17 protein-coding genes are annotated in these 17,568 nt (G+C 42.0%); 13 read left to right on the top strand and 4 right to left on the bottom strand.

Going from position 1 to position 17,568, the window contains the following annotated elements; translation table 11 throughout:
• The first annotated feature begins 13 nt into the window (after window positions 1-13).
• Window positions 14-250: a transposase gene (locus RSJ42_RS08880; RefSeq protein ID WP_410510207.1), complete on the top strand. Its 237-nt coding sequence runs from the start codon at window positions 14-16 to the stop codon at window positions 248-250.
• Here RSJ42_RS08880 and RSJ42_RS08875 read toward each other — a convergent pair.
• Both RSJ42_RS08875 and RSJ42_RS08870 read right to left on the bottom strand, forming a co-directional pair.
• Entirely contained in the window at window positions 230-970 is a 741-nt protein-coding gene (locus tag RSJ42_RS08875) for a hypothetical protein (protein WP_410510206.1), read from the bottom strand. The genes RSJ42_RS08880 and RSJ42_RS08875 overlap by 21 nt on opposite strands.
• A gap of 67 nt (window positions 971-1,037) precedes the next feature.
• Window positions 1,038-1,286, bottom strand: a complete 249-nt coding sequence (locus RSJ42_RS08870) for a hypothetical protein (RefSeq protein WP_410510205.1) — start codon at window positions 1,284-1,286, stop codon at window positions 1,038-1,040.
• A 234-nt stretch (window positions 1,287-1,520) separates the two neighbouring features.
• Here RSJ42_RS08870 and RSJ42_RS08865 point away from each other — a divergent pair, with 234 nt between their 5' ends.
• From RSJ42_RS08865 to RSJ42_RS08835, 7 genes are all read left to right on the top strand, one after another.
• Window positions 1,521-2,324 carry an indole-3-glycerol-phosphate synthase gene (locus RSJ42_RS08865; protein ID WP_410510204.1) on the top strand — a complete coding sequence of 268 codons (804 nt, stop codon included), beginning with the start codon at window positions 1,521-1,523 and terminating at the stop codon, window positions 2,322-2,324.
• A gap of 249 nt (window positions 2,325-2,573) precedes the next feature.
• Window positions 2,574-3,782: a tryptophan synthase subunit beta gene (gene trpB / locus RSJ42_RS08860; RefSeq protein ID WP_410510203.1), complete on the top strand. Its 1,209-nt coding sequence runs from the start codon at window positions 2,574-2,576 to the stop codon at window positions 3,780-3,782.
• Window position 3,783: 1 nt separating this feature from the next.
• Complete coding sequence (trpA, locus tag RSJ42_RS08855) at window positions 3,784-4,602, top strand: tryptophan synthase subunit alpha (protein ID WP_410510202.1); 819 nt, start codon at window positions 3,784-3,786, stop codon at window positions 4,600-4,602.
• A gap of 36 nt (window positions 4,603-4,638) precedes the next feature.
• Entirely contained in the window at window positions 4,639-5,751 is a 1,113-nt protein-coding gene (gene trpD / locus RSJ42_RS08850; RefSeq protein WP_410510201.1) for an anthranilate phosphoribosyltransferase, read from the top strand.
• Window positions 5,748-6,452 carry a phosphoribosylanthranilate isomerase gene (locus RSJ42_RS08845; RefSeq protein WP_410510200.1) on the top strand — a complete coding sequence of 235 codons (705 nt, stop codon included), beginning with the start codon at window positions 5,748-5,750 and terminating at the stop codon, window positions 6,450-6,452. The genes trpD and RSJ42_RS08845 overlap by 4 nt, the downstream gene beginning before the upstream one ends.
• Window positions 6,439-8,211 (top strand): anthranilate synthase component I, encoded by a 1,773-nt coding sequence (gene trpE / locus RSJ42_RS08840; RefSeq protein ID WP_410510199.1) that lies wholly within the window; start codon window positions 6,439-6,441, stop codon window positions 8,209-8,211. The genes RSJ42_RS08845 and trpE overlap by 14 nt, the downstream gene beginning before the upstream one ends.
• Before the next feature lie 51 nt (window positions 8,212-8,262).
• The gene (locus RSJ42_RS08835) at window positions 8,263-8,865 is read left to right on the top strand and encodes an aminodeoxychorismate/anthranilate synthase component II (protein ID WP_410510198.1); all 603 of its coding nucleotides are present in this window, start codon (window positions 8,263-8,265) and stop codon (window positions 8,863-8,865) included.
• A gap of 92 nt (window positions 8,866-8,957) precedes the next feature.
• On the opposite strand, the gene RSJ42_RS08830 is transcribed toward RSJ42_RS08835, so the two are convergent.
• The gene (locus RSJ42_RS08830; protein WP_410510197.1) at window positions 8,958-9,698 is read right to left on the bottom strand and encodes a hypothetical protein; all 741 of its coding nucleotides are present in this window, start codon (window positions 9,696-9,698) and stop codon (window positions 8,958-8,960) included.
• A 259-nt stretch (window positions 9,699-9,957) separates the two neighbouring features.
• A complete protein-coding gene (gene rnhB, locus RSJ42_RS08825; RefSeq protein ID WP_410510196.1) occupies window positions 9,958-10,629 on the bottom strand; it encodes a ribonuclease HII in 672 nt (223 codons plus the stop codon).
• Between the two features lie 645 nt (window positions 10,630-11,274).
• Between rnhB and cas3 the strand changes: the two genes are divergently transcribed.
• The 5 genes from cas3 (at window position 11,275) to cas4 (ending at window position 17,538) form a co-directional block, all read left to right on the top strand.
• Entirely contained in the window at window positions 11,275-13,383 is a 2,109-nt protein-coding gene (gene cas3, locus RSJ42_RS08820; protein WP_410510346.1) for a CRISPR-associated helicase Cas3', read from the top strand.
• A 66-nt stretch (window positions 13,384-13,449) separates the two neighbouring features.
• Window positions 13,450-14,130 carry a type I-C CRISPR-associated protein Cas5c gene (gene cas5c, locus RSJ42_RS08815; protein ID WP_410510195.1) on the top strand — a complete coding sequence of 227 codons (681 nt, stop codon included), beginning with the start codon at window positions 13,450-13,452 and terminating at the stop codon, window positions 14,128-14,130.
• Window positions 14,127-16,010: a type I-C CRISPR-associated protein Cas8c/Csd1 gene (gene cas8c / locus RSJ42_RS08810; protein ID WP_410510194.1), complete on the top strand. Its 1,884-nt coding sequence runs from the start codon at window positions 14,127-14,129 to the stop codon at window positions 16,008-16,010. Before cas5c ends, cas8c begins: the two co-directional genes overlap by 4 nt.
• Window positions 16,007-16,855, top strand: a complete 849-nt coding sequence (gene cas7c / locus RSJ42_RS08805; RefSeq protein ID WP_410510193.1) for a type I-C CRISPR-associated protein Cas7/Csd2 — start codon at window positions 16,007-16,009, stop codon at window positions 16,853-16,855. The genes cas8c and cas7c overlap by 4 nt, the downstream gene beginning before the upstream one ends.
• Complete coding sequence (gene cas4, locus RSJ42_RS08800) at window positions 16,852-17,538, top strand: CRISPR-associated protein Cas4 (RefSeq protein WP_410510192.1); 687 nt, start codon at window positions 16,852-16,854, stop codon at window positions 17,536-17,538. The genes cas7c and cas4 overlap by 4 nt, the downstream gene beginning before the upstream one ends.
• Window positions 17,539-17,568: the final 30 nt, after the last annotated feature.

Here is a 17,568-nt window from a genome sequence, read left to right as displayed (position 1 = left end):
TCATTACTTCCAGATGAACAGAGAAGAACTTCTAGGGCATTACAGTAAGAGAAGTAACATTGAATCAACAAATACTACCATCAAGAGAAAGCTTGGAGAGAATTTGAAATCTAAGAATAGAATTGCTCAGGAAAGCGAGTTATTGGCTAAGATTATAGCTTATAATTTGACTGTGGTAATTCATGAGATGTATGAGAATGGTATTGATCCAGAATTTTTTAGTAAGAAGTTAAAAAAACATACTAGTTGAGTTCGCTTCCTTTTCTAATTCTTCTATAATGTGAGGCGCTATCATGGCTGCATACATGATATTTAATCTCATATCCATATAAGTATTAAAATACTGTCCATTTAGTTCACTATCATATCCATTTGTATCAAAATATGTTTGTAATGACGCTCTGTCATACTCAGCTTTAGTTAATTTATTATAAAATAAAAACAAGTCCCGTGTTTCATCCCCATTAAAATTAGATATTTCTCGTGTAAATGTGTAATAAACTCCATGTTCATTGTATAAAGGAGGCGGAATAAGAGGTGTCCCAAGTTTTACAGAACGTACTATATTCGGAGTTATAGTAATATCTGGATATGTAATTGAAATACTCCCATTGTTTATTGAATTAATTTTTGTTTGCTTCGGAAAAATCCCACTATTATTGATTTGTACGATAAATGGAATAGAAGAGCCATTTTTACTGTTTATAATGAAAAAATTATTTGTATCCAGAACAACGGCTTGATTCTCACCGTTGTCATCTTCTAAATCCAATCCATTTCTATAAAAATCAGAATATTCTTGAAGAGTTGGATTTAGTGATTCGATCTCTATTAACATCTGTTTTGCTGCAAATTGTTTATTAACTGTGTTCTGATGACTTATGTTGATATCTGAAACAGCAATTGTCACCAACCCAGTAAATACTACACATGCAATGATTACTATATCACTAGTTGACAATCTACCCATTGCAAAATATTGATTAAGTATTACTATAATAATTTTGTTTAATTATTGACATTTATTAACAACATAGTTAAAAAATATTCTTTATTGTTAAGGAAAAAAATATTGTAATTACAAATGCACATAATATGTAAAATGTTCCGTATATAAATAATATATTTTCAGGCAAATAATGCGTGATAAAAATTACGTGAAATACACAAAAAATCGATGAAAATATCAAAGTTCCAAGTAATCCAATTGTCACTATTTTTTTATTTTTATCTATTAAGCTTTCATCGAGATCTTCTTTATCTATTATCCTGTTTACTTTAGACATATATAAGTCCTCGTAACAAACACGCTAAAAATATTTACTTAGATATTAATTAATCTTCCCGTCAGAATTTACAATATTCCATGATTTTTTTAATCTTGCACCTAAAGTCCCATTTCTGCACCTAAAGTACCTCAAAAATCAGACTTCAGGTGCAAAGCCCTATCATCCAAAAGCTTTTTATACAAGGTACTTCATTAGACACTGGTGTACACAATAATACAACAGTGATAAAAGATGCACTATTCAATTCTCCATATCCTCAATACAACGAAAACCCGGATCCAGGCTTTTGGTCCCGATGTCCGTAAGGAAGGACCGCAGCCGCAGTTCCAGAAAAGGGATTTTATTGCCGCTGTGGCAGCTGCACGGGCAGAGGGCCGGGTTCCAGTAATTGCTGAGGTCAAGCCTGCATCTCCGGGGAAGAGTTTCAGGGAAATTAAACCGGCTCTTGCTGCTGAGCTTGCATGGGAAATGGAGGAAGCCGGTGCGGTCGCAATCTCTGTCCTCACCGAACCTGGAGTATTTCACGGTTCGCTCGAAAACCTGAAGGAAGTAAGGAAAACCGTATGCCTGCCTGTTCTCAGGAAGGATTTCATTATTGACAAAGTGCAGCTTGAAGAAGAAGGGAGCGATCTTGTGCTTCTGATTGCAGGCATCCTGGGAAAAGAACTGGGAGAATTTGTTGAGCTTGCCATTGAAAAAGGGTTTGAGCCTCTTGTTGAGGTTCACAGCATGGAAGAACTTGAGTTTGCCCTGGAGACAAAGGCAAGAATAATAGGGATTAACAACCGGAATTTCGAAACCCTTGAAATCGACCTTGCTACTACCGAAAAACTTGCACCTCTCATTAGGGAATTTGATCTTGACCACGGAACCAGCCATATTATCATAAGCGAGAGTGGGATGAACAGTTCAGTTGATGTCAGGCGAGTGATGCAGGCAGGGGCAGATGCTGTGCTTATAGGGTCTGCACTTATGGAAAGTGACTCCATTTTCGAAAAAACTAAAGAATTCGTCCAGAGCTTTTGCTGGCGTTAATAACTTTTTTCTTTTATTTTCAGGAGTTTTCGGCTCGCAAAATTGGGTTGAAAAGTCCATTTTCATTTCAAAATCAGGTAAATAATTCTGTTTCATAAAATCACGAATACAAAATCACGACTAACGAGATCAGGAATTAAAAACTAAAGATCAAGATTCAAAATCCAATATTCAGGAATATAAGATCAATAATCAGGAAATAAAGACTCAATAAGCCAAAAATCGCGAAATAAGGGAGTAATCGAATTTATGGGATCTACAGTTTCAGAATTACAGGTAAAAGGAAAGTATGGGAAATACGGAGGGCAGTATGTGCCAGAAGTCCTCATGCCGGCTCTCGAAGAGCTCGAAGAAGGGTATGAGAGATACAAGAACGACCCGGAATTCCTTGCAGAACTCGACCACTATCTCAGGGACTTTGCAGGCAGGGAAACTCCTCTTTACCTTGCCAGGAACCTGAGCAGGAAATATGGGACTAAAATCTACCTCAAAAGGGAAGACCTTGTGCACGGAGGAGCCCATAAGTTAAATAATGCCATAGGGCAGGCCCTTCTCGCAAAATATATGGGAAAAACCAGGCTGATTGCCGAAACCGGCGCAGGGCAGCATGGGACTGCAACAGCGATGGCAGGGGCAAACCTTGGATTTGAGACTGTTGTCTACATGGGGGCAAAAGATGTCAAACGCCAGCAGATGAACGCATACAGAATGGAACTCATGGGAACCGAAGTAAAAGCGGTACATACCGGCTCAAAAACCCTCAAGGACGCGATAAACGAGGCTTTCAGGGACTGGGTTACGAACATAGGAAGCACGCATTACCTGATAGGTTCGGTTGTGGGCCCTCACCCCTATCCGATGATCGTGAGGGACTTCCAGAGCGTTATAGGGCGCGAAGTAAAGGAGCAGGCGATGGAAAAAGAAGGCAGGCTTCCTGATTCTATCATTGCCTGTGCAGGAGGCGGGAGCAATGCAATGGGGATTTTCCATCCATTTATCGGAGACAGAGAGGTCAGGCTGATTGCAGTGGAAGCCGGAGGAAAAGCCCTGAAATGTACGGAAAAAGCAGCTCTTCATTCAGCTTCCCTCTGCGCCGGAGAAGAGGGAATCCTGCACGGGGCAAGGACAAAGGTCCTGCAGGACAAAAACGGGCAGATCCTTGAGTCAGAATCCGTGTCAGCTGGTCTTGATTACTCAGGAGTAGGCCCTGAACTGGCTTCCCTGGCTGAAAGCGGCAGGGTTACAGCCCGCTATGTAACAGATGATGAAGCGGTAGAAGCCTTTAATGAACTGAGCCGGCTTGAAGGAATTATTCCTGCCCTTGAATCCTCTCATGCCCTTGCATATCTGAAAAAAGCGGCAGAAGCAGGAGAACTCGGGGATTTTGTGGTAGTAAACCTCTCGGGAAGAGGGGACAAAGACCTGGAAACAGTACTGAACCTGAAGAGAGGGATCTGAAATGAGAACCGAACTCAAGGCAGTCGAACTTAAAAGGCAGAAAATCTCCGATAAATTCAGTGAATTAAGGGAGAGAAAAGAAGGAGCCCTTATCTGTTACGTGATGGCAGGGGACCCTTCTATTGAGGCAAGTTCAGGGATTGTAAAAGCCCTGGCAAAAGGTGGCGCAGATATTATCGAACTCGGGTTCCCATTCTCAGATCCTGTGGCTGACGGGCCGACAATACAGGTTGCAGGACAGAGGGCGCTTGCAGCAGGCATGGATATTGAACGCTATTTTGAGTTTGTCAAAGCCCTTGAGGTTGAAGTTCCTCTTGTGTGCATGACCTATTACAATCCTGTTTTCAGGTACGGAGTGGAAAGATTTGTGGAAAATGCTGCTAAAGCCGGAATCAGCGGACTGATTATACCTGATATCCCGGTAGAAGAGGCAGCTGACCTGAAAACAAGCTGTGATGCCAATGGGCTTGACCTGATATTTCTGGTCGCACCCACAACAACCGATGCAAGGATTCGGAAGATCCTGCAAAGAGGTTCAGGCTTTATTTACCTTGTATCAAGGCTTGGGGTTACGGGAGCGAGAGATGATGTTGCAGGCTCAACAAAAGAACTGCTTGCCAGGGTAAAGACCGATATTCCGAAAGCCGTAGGTTTTGGGATTTCAACAGGAAAGCAGGCTGCCGAAGTCAGAAAAGCCGGGGCGGATGGTGTAATTGCAGGCTCGGCTTTTGTCAGGATCATTGAAGAAGGAAAAGACGTGAATGAAAGGCTGGAAACCCTTGCAAGGGAACTCAGATCCGGCATGCTTGAAGCAAATTAAACAGGGGAACCGAAGGGAAAGAAAGGAGAGAGAAAAATGCAGGAAATAAAGGCTTACATTAAAAAACTTGAAGAGGGCTGTGACCTGAGTTCAGAGGAAGCCGAAGCCGCATTGGGGGAGATTCTGAGCACAGCAGAAGACGAGGAAATTGCATCATTTCTGCTCGCACTGAAAGCAAAAGGGGAAAAGCCGCAGGAAATTGTTGGTTTTGTTAGGGGAATGAAAAAAGCTGGAAATACTATCCGTCCAAACACGCCTTTCAGGATTGTTGATACCTGCGGGACAGGAGGAGACGGGCTCAATACTATCAATGTCTCGACAGCGGCTGCAATAGTAACTGCAGCAACCGGGGTGCCTGTAGCCAAACATGGAAACAGGGCAGCGACTTCATTGACAGGGAGTTCTGATGTGCTTGAAGCCCTGGGAATTAAGGTGGACCTTTCTCCGGAACAGGTCAGGAAAACAATAGAAAGGATAGGTATAGGCTTCATGTTTGCCCCTGTTTTCCACCCTGCAATGAAGAGGGTTGCAGGGGTGAGGAAAAACCTCGGGGTAAGGACTGTGTTCAACATACTTGGTCCTTTGACAAATCCGGCAGGAGCAAAAGGGCAGGTTGTGGGAGTTTTTGATAAAAGCCTCTGCGAACCTATAGCTTATGCGCTTGCCGAGCTCGGGACCGAGCATGCCCTTGTTGTTAACGGGGAAGGAATGGACGAGATCACAAATACCGGGGAAACTTATGTTGCGGAATTGAAGAACGGAAAGGTTACAACCTATACGCTGACTCCGGAATCGCTTGGCATGCTGCGGGCAAACCCCGGAGACATAAAAGGAGGAACTCCGAAAGAAAACGCTAGAGACCTGCTCTGCATTTTTAAAGGGCAGAAGGGGCCCAGAAGAGACCTCATAATCCTGAATGCGGCTGCGGCTCTTTACGTGAGCGGGATTGTAGGCTCTATAAGGCAGGCAATTCCTATTGCAGAAGATGCCATAGACAGCGGAAAGGTTATGGTTAAATTCAACCAGTTCAGGAATTTTACCGGTGGATTTTATGAAAAGGATAAAAAACAGGGCTTTATTTCGGGAAAAGCAGCTTCATCACCTTTACCGATCTCCATATTAAGCCCGGCTTCCGGGGAAAGGGCATGAAAACAGGATTAAAAACCAGAATAAAAATCTGTGGAATCCGAAGTCCTGAAGATATAAAACTGGCAGCTCTCTATGGAGCCGACGCCGTTGGATTTATAACGGAAGTCCCTGTGGAGAGCCCGAGAAAACTTGATTCGGATGCCGCGGCTGCCCTTATCTCAAAAGTTCCGGAATGCCTTGACTCGGTAATGGTCATAATGCCTGAAAACTCTTCGAGGGCTCTGGAACTCATTGAGAAAGTGAATCCCGATATTGTACAGATCCACTCGGACCTCTCCCCTGTCGAACTCGAAGTCATAAGGGAAAGAACGGATATCCCTATAATAAAAACCCTTACAGTCCCTGCCGGGCTGGGAGCTTCCAAAATCCAGAGCCTTGTAAACCGCCTTCTCAAAGAAATCCGGGAGCTGGAAGAAAGCGGAGTTGTGGACAGTGTACTCCTTGACTCAGGCATTGCCGGAAAAACGGGCGGTACAGGCTGCATACACGATTGGGACCTGAGCCGGAGAATTGCAGAAGAAACGGAACTTCCCCTGATCCTTGCCGGCGGGCTCAAACCCGAAAATGTGCAGGAGGCAATAAAGGTTGTTTCTCCTTATGCTGTGGATACGGCTTCAGGAGTAGAAACTCTCGGTAAAAAAGATGCTGTAAAAATAAAAAGTTTTATTGAAGAAGTGAGGTGTACCAATGCTTTCCTTTGACATTGGAAAAGAAGAGTTCAAGAAGCTTGTTTCGGGGCTCGAAAAACCAGCACTTGTCCAGCTCCTTGCAAAAATTGATTCCTCTTATTCTCCTGGCTGTTCTCCCCTCGAGCTTTATCAGGCATTAAAAAATTCAGGAACCTCAGGTTACTCCTACCTCCTTGAATCCGTGGAAAAACAGGCAAGTAAAGCACGGTATTCCTTTGTTGGAAATGACCCGGATGCCATGCTGACGATTAACAACAGGAAACTTTCCCTTGAACTACTTAACTCGAAAGCTTCTGCTTTTTTTGAGGAAATCGTTTCAAGAGCAAATGGAACCTGCATGCAGGAAATTGGGGAAACAGACAATAAAGAGAATGTGAATAAGAAATGTGAAGAAAGAAAAAGAGAAAAAAATAAAACCATAGTTCAGACACCTGGAAAATTCACGGTCTCAATTCCAGAAGGAAAAGACTCTTTTGATGCCCTCCGCCTGGTTTTCCCTCCGGCAAACGGGATTGAGTTTCTCAATACAAAACGTTTTGACAGGCAGACCTTTCTTGGGGGAGCTATCGGGTATACAGCTTATGATGCGATTTACGACAGCTGGCTCAGAGCTGAAAAGGGATTTGAATCCGAAGTCCCCGAACTTCAATATCTCCTTGTCTCAAAAAGTTATGTTTTCGATCACCTGACTGAAGAAGTCTATATTGTAATAACTCCTTTCATAAGTCCGGAATCGGATGCAGGAAAAATATATGAAGAAGCCCTTTCAGAGGCAGAAAACCTTCAATCAGCAATTAAGGAAGCTCCTCTATTCAGGGGAGCTTCTCTACCTGAAGATGCAGCTTCAAGCCAGCCATCAGTATCAGGATTAAAAGGACCACAGTTTAAAGGGTCAGAATTAAAAGGATCCGAATTTAAAGGACCAGAATTAACAGGGACAAGTTTACCTTTACAGGTGTGCAGCACTGGCAGGTCGGAGTTTGAAACGTCAGTATTGCAGGCAAAAGAGCATATTTTTGCAGGAGATATTTTCCAGGCTGTCCTTTCCAGAAAATGCGAATTCAGCCTTGAAAAAACTCCCTTTGAGCTTTACATGCAGCTCAGGGCAATAAACCCGAGCCCTTACATGTACATTTTTGAATTCGGAGACCTGGCAATCGTAGGAGCGAGCCCTGAAACCCTTATGACCGTGCATAAACGCACAGTTATGATAAATCCTATAGCAGGCACCTGCCCCAGAGGAGAATCCGAAGATGAGGATGAAGTTCTGGCTTCTCACATGCTCGGCGACGAAAAAGAACGGGCAGAACATGTAATGCTTGTTGACCTGGGAAGAAACGATGTCCGCATGGTCTGCGAAAGCGGTTCCGTAAAAGTTTCAGGTTTTATGAAGGTTCTCAGGTATTCTCATGTCCAGCATATAGAAAGTACGGTTTCGGGAAACCTCAGGCCCGAATGCGACCAGTTCGATGCCTTCAGGGCAATCTTTCCTGCAGGGACCCTGTCGGGAGCTCCGAAAATCCGGGCAATGGAGATCATTTCCGAACTTGAAGCTGCTCCCAGAGGGATATACGGCGGTGGAGTAGGGTATTACAGCTGGAACGGTGATGCTGATTTTGCAATCGTAATAAGAACCCTGCTTATAAAGGGAAAAAAAGCTTCAGTACAGGCAGGGGCAGGGATTGTTGCGGATTCCGATCCTGCTTATGAGTTCAGGGAAACGGAAAGGAAAATGGCAGCAATGCTTGCGGCTATAGGCGGAGAGAACTAAGTTCCAAGCTGGAACAAAAACTTCAAAATAATATCTCAGGAGAGTTTTCAGATGAAAATAGTCTTCATAAATAACAAAGATTCTTTTGTATGGAATCTGGTTGATTACATCTCATATTTCGAAAAAGATACTCTCGTTCTTCCAAATACGGTTACTCTGGAAGAGCTTAAGGAAATAAAACCTGATGCACTGGTAATTTCTCCAGGCCCGGGAAACCCTTCTGACCCGAGAGATATTGGAAACTGCCTGGAGATAATCAGGGAAATGGGCAGGGAAATTCCTCTTCTCGGAGTCTGCCTCGGGCATCAGGCAATCAACGTGGCATTCGGCGGGCCTGTAAGAAGATGTAAGGTAGGGCCTGTGCATGGGAAAAGTTCGAAGATCATGCATACGGAATCGGCTCTCTTTGCAACGCTCAAAGAGCAGTTTGAGGCCGGACGCTACCATTCGCTTGAGATTGGAGAGCCTGCTCCCGGAATAAAGGTTACTGCGCGTGCAGAAGACGGAACCATTATGGCAGTCGAGCACACAGAATACCCTGTTTATGGCCTTCAGTTCCATCCTGAGTCCGTACTTACTCCGGAAGGATTAAAAATTATAGAAAGATTCCTGGAAATCTCAAGGAGCTTCAAAAGAAAACAAACGGCTGTTTAAGACTGCTCGAAAATACAGATGGCTGCTTAAAACAGCCTGGAACTTTTTTCTAGCCTTTGGCAGTTTTATTTTTTATTTTCGGAAGGTCTGGCTCAGGGTTTTCCTTCTTCGCCTTTACTTTGGTCTTCCTCTGCTTCTCCTTCGAAGAACTCTTCTTCCTTAAATTCTTCATTGGGCCTGGCTGAATAACCTGCAGGTTGAAGGTTCTGAAGCTCTGAGAACTCGCCTACTGTCTGTGCAATCAATTTGGGATATTTTTCAATCTGTTCCCTTGTAACGAACTTCTCGGCTTCGGAAGCCTTTATAATTTCCTCTCTTGCAGCTTTTGCCATGCTGCTTAGGTCTTCGAGCTGCTGCCTGTTTGCAAGATAGCCAATCTCTTCCAGTGCCATTGTGGTCCAGAGAGTTACAACCTCCATTTTCTTTTCAACGGCACCTGATCCTATGGCCTCAAGTGCGTCCACAGAATTCTGTGCAGTCTCAATCATCTGGAACTGGGCTGCTCCTTTTCCTATTTCCTGTACAGCCTTCGAGAAGGACCACATGGGGTTTGAGAGATTCTTTTCAAGCGCAGGTTCAGCAAGGCTTTTAAGGACCTGTACTGCATTGGTTGCGACAGCGTCCATCCTTTTCTGGACAGCTTTACTGCCTATGTTCCGTATTGAGATAATAACCCTTTTCAGGTCTGTCTCCAGTTTCGCTTCAACCAGTTCTTCTCCGAATTCCCGCAGGTACTCGATATACTGAAGTGCATCGTATTCGTTTTTCTCTCTTATCGCTTTTTCTCCGGATTCTCCGAGTTCAATAGCTTTTTGTTCGTTTAACGAGAACATATATAAACCCCTTTCCAATTAAATCCTTTAAAAAATGCTGGTTTTAAGAATTAAGTAAAAGAATTGAGTTATTTATATTGGAATACTCTGATATTAGTCTTCCTATATTTTTGGGAATTTATAAAGAATTTAAATCTATTATTTTAGAAATAAAAGAAAATAACATAAAAAAAGGCTTAAAGAAGGTTTCAAGAAAGGCTTGAAGAAATGCTTAAAGAAAGGTTTCAAAAAAGGCTTGAAGATTCTGGAAAAACTAATTTTACTCTTTTCCGGTTTTTTCTATTTCTTGCTTTATGTTTTCCACAGTCTGCCAGGAATGCCTGACTATTTCAGGAAATTCTCCGCAGTGCTCTTTCCCCCATTTCAAGAGGAACTCCTTTGTCTTGGGGTCAGAAGGATAACCGCTTCCAAAGTCTGTGCACCATTCTTTTTTGAGTTCTTCTATCAGCTCGTCCCTGCGCACCTTTGCAATAATCGAAGCTGCCGAGACCACCGGATAAATCGCATCTGCCTGGTGCATGGAAATTATTTCTATTTTCTTTGCATGGTCAGGGCTGGTTTTTGCGTACTGCCTGAGCAGGTTTTCGGCAAAACGTTCGGCTTTTACATCAGCAGCATCGGCATACACAATATCCGGCTTCAGCTGTTCAAGCACTTTTGCAAAGCAGACAACCATAATCTCATTCATGCTCATTATTTTCCTGAGTTCGTCTATTTGAGACGGGCTGACCTCAAGAACAAAAAAGCCATCTGCGTGCTTTTTAATCTGGGCTGCCAGCTGCTCCCTTTTTTTCGGCGTCAGTTTCTTGGAGTCCGCAACTCCCAGCACCTTGAGGATATGGGCTTTGGACTCATTGATTTTTACGCCTCCTATGCACATGGGCCCGATTACCGGACCTTTTCCGGCTTCATCAATTCCTGCGATTATCATTCTGGAGTGGCTCCTGGTTGAAGAAAAGAGTTTTTTTACTTTATAAAAGTAGGGGAAGGTATATTTTTGCAAAGTATTAAACAGGTCTTTATGAAAATCTTCTGAAAAACAAACTTCAATTGATTGAACTTAGTAGCTTGATAAGTTTTGTTTGTCTTTTTTTCAATTCTCGCAGCTGATTTAGATGTCTCTTTGATAAATTTATACTATAAAATATGAAACATTTAAAATGCCATATTTATAGCTTTACTCTTAAATAAATATTTGATGAAAAAGAAAAACTCAATTGTTAAATATCTTAAGAGAAACTTACTTTAATATTTTAATATAGGATTACGAAAGTTAAAGAAAAGAGGCAAATTCCTAGGTCTTTAAACAATTTGAAGCTTTCTCCAGTATAAAGATATTCCTTTCTTGGTTGAAAGCCTGTATTTTCTCCTATGGATGACCTTAAAAAATTACTTTATAGCTTCTGATTTTAACTTTCCATTCTTGATATTTATAGTGAGCATACAGACTGCTTCTGTATCAGTAAGAAGCAATATCGAGGCATAAAGATCACAGTGAAATATCATGTATTACGCCCATTCTACAGACAGAAAGGATAGGTATGACTGGCAAACCTTAAAAGATCACTTGGAAAATGTGGCAAACATTGCTTCAGAATTTTCCAAAGAATTCAATGCCGCTGAATTCGGATACGCTGCGGGTTTGTTGCATGATGTAGGGAAATACTCACATGAGTTTCAGAGACGTTTGGATGGCAAAAATATAAGAGTTGATCACTCTACTGCCGGTGCACAGGAGGCTAGAAAACTTTATAATGGAGCTCAAAGCCGCATATTGGAATATATTATAACTGGGCATCACGGAGGTCTACTCAATTATGGGACTAAAGAATGCGGACTCGATGAACGCTTATCAAGGCCTTTTTTACCTGACTATTCTGCATACAAAAATGAGATTTCAGCTCCAGACCTGAGCAAATTACGCCCAGGTCTTACTCCCATTAACAATAAGATGGGGTTTGCAATTTCGTTTTATACCCGTATGCTTTTCTCATGCCTTGTTGATGCTGATTTTCTTGATACTGAACGATTTCTTTCACCTGACAAATTCTCTTTAAGAGGGCAATATGAGCCATTTGATGAGCTTTTTTTAAAATTTGACAACTACATGAAAGCCAAACTTTCAACATCTGAAGAAAACTCGATCAACAGGTATCGAAGAGAAATCTATGAACAATGTATAGAGAAGGCAGAATTGCCGCCGCAGATTTTTTCTTTGACTGTCCCTACCGGTGGAGGAAAAACACTCTCATCAATGGCATTTGCTCTGAACCATTTGAGAAAATACAAGTTGAACAGAATTCTCTATGTCATACCATATACAAGCATTATAGAACAGAACGCAGATGTATTTCGCGAAATTTTTGGAAACAAAAACGTGCTTGAGCACCACAGCAATTACGAACCTAAAAATGAAAAATCTGAAAGCACTGATCTTTCACGGGAGAAACTGAAACTTTCATCGGAAAACTGGGACATTTCTATTATCGTTACAACAAATGTCCAGTTTTTTGAATCTCTTTTTTCCAATAAAGTTTCTCGATGTCGCAAGCTGCATAATCTTGCAAAAAGTGTAATAATTCTTGACGAAGCTCAGATGCTACCTACAGGTTTTTTAAAACCGTGCCTTTCCGCTCTTTCTGAACTGGTAGTCAATTATGGGTCAACAGTCGTTATCTGTACGGCAACTCAGCCGAATCTTAATGGGCTTCTGGATAAGAATGTCAAGCCTGTTGAGATAATGCGTTCTCCTCAAGAACTGTACGAAGCATTCAGGCGAGTCCATGTGACAGACCTTGGAGACATAGATGATTCTGATCTTTCAGCCAGACTTAACGTGCACAAGCAGGTTTTGTGTATCGTCAACACCCGAAAACACGCACAAAAATTGTATGAACGACTCTCTGAGTCTGAAGGTTGCTATCACCTTAGTGCAAGAATGTGTCCGGTCCATAGAAGAATGAAACTGAAGAAGATAAAAAATCTGCTGAAAGAAGGTACTGAATGCCGTGTCATTTCCACCCAGCTGATTGAAGCTGGGGTTGATATTGATTTTCCTGCTGTGTACCGAGCAATATCCGGAGTCGATTCCGTCTGCCAGGCGTCTGGAAGGTGTAATCGCGAAGGAAAACTGGATTCTGGAGAAGTTTATGTTTTTCGATCTACTGAAGATTATGGAAAGGCAACGCACTGGCAGAGTCGGGTTGCCGAGATTGGAAGAATGATCTTTGATGAATGGGATGATCCTTTATCACTCCCTGCCGTGAACAGATATTTTGAGAAACTTTATTCGTACGAAGGAGACGGGCTTGATAAAAAGAAAATTCTTCCCTCTTTTGAAGAAAGATTGAGAGAGATTGCGTTTCCATTTGAAGATGTGGCTGATGCATTCAATCTTATTGATAATGATACGCGAGATATCATTATTCCATATGACGACAAGGCAAGATCCATAATAAAACATATTCAACAAACAGGATTTCCTGGGAGATATATTCGAAATCTACAGGGGTATACAGTAAACATTTATGTCGAAGAGTTCAAGGCACTCGAAAAAAGCAATACGATTTCTTCGATAGCTGATAGATTTTTTGTTTTAAAGGATGCAGAGAATTATTATTCTGAAAATATTGGACTTTTGAACCCAAAACAGAATTATGATGATTACTCATTGTTTATTATTTAAGGAAAACTTTTATTCTTTACTATATACCGAAGAGTTATATGTGAAAACCGTTTATTATTTAGTGAGGTGATTGGAATAGGATTTGGAATCAAGCTTAAAATATGGGGGGACTATGCGTGTTTTACGCGGCCGGAGATGAAAGTTGAACGCGTGAGTTACGATATCATAACTCCCTCAGCAGCAAGAGGAATTCTTGAAGCGATATATTGGAAACCTGCGATTTTCTGGAAAATTGATAGAATTCATGTCCTGAATCCGATCAAGTTTGACAACATCCGCAGAAATGAAAGGCCGGGAAAAATACTTGCAGGCAACGTAAAAACTGCTTTTAAGGGAGGTGATATTGCTCTATATCAGGACTCAACAGAGGATACTGTTCAAAGAGCGTCCCTTGTTCTGCGTGATGTCTGCTATGTAATTGAGGCACATTTTGAGATGACAGACCGTGCAGGGCCTGATGACACCGTCGAAAAACATTACAATATTGCACTTCGGCGGATGAGAAAAGGACAATGTTTCCATCACCCTTATTTTGGCTGTCGTGAGTTTCCGGTCCAGTTTGAATTAATTGAGGGCGAAATTCCTACGTCTTATTATTATGGAAAAAAAGAAGGAGAAAAAGATCTTGGATTCATGCTTTATTATATTGACTTTTCTGACGAGATGAAAGCAGTCTTTTTCCGTGCCTGTATGGTAGACGGAGTTATTGATGTTGAGAAATGTCTGTCTAACGGGGGAGTCTCATGATCATCCAATCACTCTGCTGCCATTACGATGTTCTTGAAGGAGATGAAAACGTCAATATTCCAAAGCTGGGATATAGTAATGCTAAGGTCTCATTTGCCCTTGTCATTTCCCTTGATGGCGTTCTGTCACATATTGTTGAACTGAGAAGTGATGACAAAAAGCCAAAGCCCAAAGATATGGATGTTCCTATCCAGAAATCCCGTTCTAGCGGGGTTTTTCCATATTTTGTCTGTGATAATGCAAAGTATGTTTTTGGTGTAGAAAAAGTAAAAAGAAGTGAATTTGAGAAAAAATTTAATTTTGCCTCGTCTGAAGAGAATTCTCTTGAGCATACGATATTAGAAGAGACTGATAAAGAAGTAACTCTTGTCCATCGGCGTTCCAGAGAGTGCTTTGAGGCTTTCAAAACCCTTCATCATAGTATATTGGATGGTCTTAATGATCTCGGAGTCCGGGGATTCCTTGCTTTTTTGGACAGATGGAATCCAGAAGATTTCTTTGAAAATCCAAAGACCAGAGAGTATAAAGATGATCTTCTTGCTGGTGGAAACTGTATTTTTGAGTGTAATGGGAGTTTTTTGCATCAAAACAGTGCGGTTAGAAACGCCTGGGAAGCTTACTCCCAGAATGAGACTGGCAATACATTTGCCCAGTGCCTGATAAGTGGTAAAGTGGAGCCGGTATCCAAGATCCATCAAAAGATAAAGGGCGTTGTCGGGGCCCAATCGGCAGGCGCTTCCATTGTCAGTTTCAATAATGATGCTTTCTGTTCTTATGGAAAAGAACAGAGTTTTAATTCTCCAATCAGCGAATCAGCGATGTTCAGGTATACAACTACCCTGAATTACCTTCTTTCAAGTCCTGGCAACAGGATAAGAATTGCTGATACTACAGTTGTTTTCTGGGCTGAAACACATGAAAAGTCATGTGAAGATCTTGCGAAATTCTTTTTTGACCCTGTTGAACCGGATACGAAAGAGAAAAAAAATGTAGAGTATTCTCGGGTACAGGACCTAAACAAAACCAAACAGATAGAGGACATTCTCAATAAAGTTCGAATCGGCAAAAAAGTGAATCAAGAGGACATTGGGACAGACCCAGAAACGAGTTTCTATATCCTTGGTTTGTCTCCTAATAATGCACGGCTTGCAGTACGTTTCTGGTATGTTGACAGTATTGGGAATTTGATTGAAAAAGTTGCCCGTCACCATCTGGACATGGAAGTTATCAGAGATGATTATGGTCCACGATACGTTTCAGTACATCGCCTGTTGAATGAGACGGTTCCTCAGAGTTCAGATAAAAAAACCATTTCGCCACTCTTTGGTGGCCTGATTATGCGTTCGATCTTGACCAATACGGGCTATCCTATCTCATTATATAGTGCAATCCTGAGCCGTGTGAAAGTAGATGGCTCAATAAATTTTGTCAGAGCTGGTTTTATCAAAGCATACTTGCTCAGACTGAGCAGGACGGGATTATCGAATTTAAATCAGGATTTGATTACCATGAGTTTAAACGAGGAAAGTTCAAATGTGCCATATCGACTTGGAAGGTTATTTGCAGCTCTTGAAAAGGCACAGAATGATACGAACAGAGAGATGAAGAGCACCATCAACAGCAAATACTTTAGCAGCGCTTCGTCAACGCCCGCAGTTGTGTTTCCTGTGCTGTTAAAACTTGCACAACACCACATTGCGAAATCCGAGTGGGGCTTCAGGTCTAACCAGTTAATCGAACAGATCCTGGCAGGTGTGAATGAGTTCCCTGCATATCTGAACCTTGAAGATCAGGGCATGTTCATGCTTGGTTACTATCACCAGCGTAAGGCTTTTTTCACGAAAAAAGAGGTCGCAGCAAATGAGGAGATGTCGTTATGAGTGAAACCATCAAGAATCGATACGAATTTGTACTGCTGTTTGATGTTGAGAACGGTAACCCGAATGGCGACCCTGATATGGGTAATATGCCTAGGGTTGACCCCCAGACCGGAAACGGAATTGTCACTGACGTCTGTCTCAAGAGGAAAGTAAGAGATTATGTTGATCTTATGAAAAGCGGAAATGCAGGTTATGACATATATGTGAAATCCGGTTCAGTCCTCAATAACCAGCATAAGAAGGCATATGATTACCTTGGAATAAACCCGGATTCCAAAAAACCAAAAGAAGAGGAACTGACAAAATTCATGTGTCAGAACTTTTTTGACATTCGGACGTTCGGTGCAGTGATGACAACGGAGATCAACTGCGGTCAGGTCAGAGGGCCTGTACAGTTCAGTTTTGCCCGCAGCATTGACCCGATTTTTCAGCAGGAAATAACAGTTACTCGATGTGCCGTTACCAATGAAAAAGATGCTGAAAAAGGCCAGACAATGGGTAAAAAACAGATTGTGCCTTATGGCTTATACCGTGCAGAAGGATACGTTTCCGCTCATCTGGCTAAAAAGACCGGATTTAAGGAAGATGACCTGGAACTGCTCTGGGATAGCCTGATAAATATGTTCGAGCATGACCATTCGGCAGCAAGGGGAAAAATATCTGCAAGAAAACTTATTGTTTTCAAACACAGTAGTGAACTTGGATGCTGCCAGTCCCATACCCTGTTTGACAAAGTTAAGGTGGAGAGGCTTTCCCGTGATATGCCTGCTCGTTCTTTTGCGGATTATAAAGTAACAATCTCGGATGACATGCCGAACGGTGTTGAGCTGATTGAGAAATTATGACCGAAAAGAAATATGCTGAAGACGAGCTGCTCTCGTTGTCCGGCATACAGCATTTCCATTTTTGCAAGCGCCAGTGGGCCCTGATTCATATTGAACGCCAGTGGGAGGAAAACCTTCAGACAACCGAAGGCCGTTTTCTTCATGAGCGTGTGGATAATCCATTCCTCAAAGAAAGCAGAGGTGATGTTGTGTTGTCAAGAGCATTTCCACTGGTTTCTCATCAACTTGGGCTTTACGGGGTTGCAGATGTTGTTGAGTATGTCCGATCTGAAAATGGCATTTCTCTACCGGATTACGAAGGTTTGTGGAAAATGCATCCCGTGGAGTATAAAAGGGGCAAACCGAAGATTGATAAGCGGGACGAAGTACAGCTCTGTGCACAGGCAATGTGCCTTGAAGAGATGTTTAATGTAACCATAAATTCGGCTGAGTTTTACTATAATGAAATTCGGAGAAGAATTCAGCTTGAAATTACCGAAGAGCTGAGAAATCTCGTGATTTCTCTGTCTGATGAGATGCACCATCTCTTTAATAAAGAGCTTACTCCGTCTGCTGAAAAATCACGAAACTGCAGATACTGTTCTCTTGTAGATGTCTGTGTTCCGAAATTGACGAAAAAGTTTGTTTCTGCCCGCAAATATGTTAGAAATCATGTGGATGAGGCATGTAATAGTGATGTCTGAAATTATCAAATTTTCCAGAATATCTTTCTA

The organism is Methanosarcina hadiensis (genome assembly GCF_046529725.1).
Classification (GTDB): domain Archaea; phylum Halobacteriota; class Methanosarcinia; order Methanosarcinales; family Methanosarcinaceae; genus Methanosarcina; species Methanosarcina hadiensis.
Note: the sequence above shows the minus strand (reverse complement) of the source record. Positions and strands in the feature narration are given on the sequence as shown.

Coding starts and splice junctions, on each gene's coding strand:
- RSJ42_RS08880 (WP_410510207.1), top strand. CDS start 14: ATGAACAGAGAAGAACTTCTAGGGCATTACAGTAAGAGAAGTAACATT.
- RSJ42_RS08875 (WP_410510206.1), bottom strand. CDS start 970: ATGGGTAGATTGTCAACTAGTGATATAGTAATCATTGCATGTGTAGTA.
- RSJ42_RS08870 (WP_410510205.1), bottom strand. CDS start 1,286: ATGTCTAAAGTAAACAGGATAATAGATAAAGAAGATCTCGATGAAAGC.
- RSJ42_RS08865 (WP_410510204.1), top strand. CDS start 1,521: ATGCACTATTCAATTCTCCATATCCTCAATACAACGAAAACCCGGATC.
- trpB (WP_410510203.1), top strand. CDS start 2,574: ATGGGATCTACAGTTTCAGAATTACAGGTAAAAGGAAAGTATGGGAAA.
- trpA (WP_410510202.1), top strand. CDS start 3,784: ATGAGAACCGAACTCAAGGCAGTCGAACTTAAAAGGCAGAAAATCTCC.
- trpD (WP_410510201.1), top strand. CDS start 4,639: ATGCAGGAAATAAAGGCTTACATTAAAAAACTTGAAGAGGGCTGTGAC.
- RSJ42_RS08845 (WP_410510200.1), top strand. CDS start 5,748: ATGAAAACAGGATTAAAAACCAGAATAAAAATCTGTGGAATCCGAAGT.
- trpE (WP_410510199.1), top strand. CDS start 6,439: ATGCTTTCCTTTGACATTGGAAAAGAAGAGTTCAAGAAGCTTGTTTCG.
- RSJ42_RS08835 (WP_410510198.1), top strand. CDS start 8,263: ATGAAAATAGTCTTCATAAATAACAAAGATTCTTTTGTATGGAATCTG.
- RSJ42_RS08830 (WP_410510197.1), bottom strand. CDS start 9,698: ATGTTCTCGTTAAACGAACAAAAAGCTATTGAACTCGGAGAATCCGGA.
- rnhB (WP_410510196.1), bottom strand. CDS start 10,629: ATGATAATCGCAGGAATTGATGAAGCCGGAAAAGGTCCGGTAATCGGG.
- cas8c (WP_410510194.1), top strand. CDS start 14,127: ATGATCATCCAATCACTCTGCTGCCATTACGATGTTCTTGAAGGAGAT.
- cas7c (WP_410510193.1), top strand. CDS start 16,007: ATGAGTGAAACCATCAAGAATCGATACGAATTTGTACTGCTGTTTGAT.
- cas4 (WP_410510192.1), top strand. CDS start 16,852: ATGACCGAAAAGAAATATGCTGAAGACGAGCTGCTCTCGTTGTCCGGC.